The 866-nt window shown below is 71.7% G+C and carries 1 protein-coding gene; it reads right to left on the bottom strand.

Features of this window, described 5'->3' with window-relative positions:
• A partial coding sequence (locus tag AC2W7M_RS26455) for an FUSC family protein (protein WP_486136157.1) occupies nucleotides 1-596 on the bottom strand: 596 nt, incomplete at its 3' end.
• Between the last annotated feature and the right edge of the window lie 270 nt (nucleotides 597-866).

An 866-nucleotide genomic window follows, 5' to 3' on the forward strand; every position in this document is an offset into this window, starting at 1 on the left:
AGGCCCGCCGCGCGCGGCGATGCGCGCCGGCGACCCGCCATGGCGATGGCGACAAGATAGCTGGCGATGGCGCCCTTGGCGGCGTGGAACGCGGCGGACAATTGCCGCAAGTGCGTGCGCGGCCAGAGGAAATAGCCGAACACCAGCACGATCAGCCCGCCGGACACCGTGTCGGTGATCCGCTGGATGCCGTAATCCAGATTCCGGGGACCGGGCACGATGAGGTCCACCAGCACCAGGACCAGAGGCGTCAGCGCCACCGCCTGGAGCCCATAGGAGCGGCGCATCGCCCAGGGAACGAGCGCGGCGAATACCGCCATGGCCCCGACCAGCGCCAGCCCCTTCGGCAGGAACATCAGCGCCAGCGCGCCGAGCGCCGCACCGAACACCGTTCCCGCCGAGCGCAGCACCGCCCGGGCGAAGATCGAGCCGAGGTCGGGCTTCATGACCAGGCTGACGGTCAGGGGAATCCAGAACCAGTGCGGCGCTTTCACGAACCAATGCGCTGCATAGGCAATGCCCATGCACAGTGCCAAGGCGGCGGCCGAGCGCACCACCTCGCGTCCCGGCATCAGGCGGTCGAGGGCGATCGCCATGGGGCGCGGATCGGCGGCGGGGCCGTCGGCGGCGATGCTCTCGGGGTCGCCCAGCGTGGCACAGAGACGGGTGACGGCGCGCCGCAGCGGGCCCGGCGCGCGTCATGGGGAAGGACGATGGCCTCGCCATGGGTCAGCGCCTCCGCGGCAGCGTCGAGACACTGAGCCGCCTGTTCGAGCGCGGCGTCGTCGTCGGCGACCAGGATGGCGGCGAGACCGTGTCGGCGCCGCGCAGGATGGCCGCGAGGCGATCCGTGTCGCGGCTGCAGC

The organism is Xanthobacter sp. BG11Y11_SDJG, from assembly GCF_057364445.1.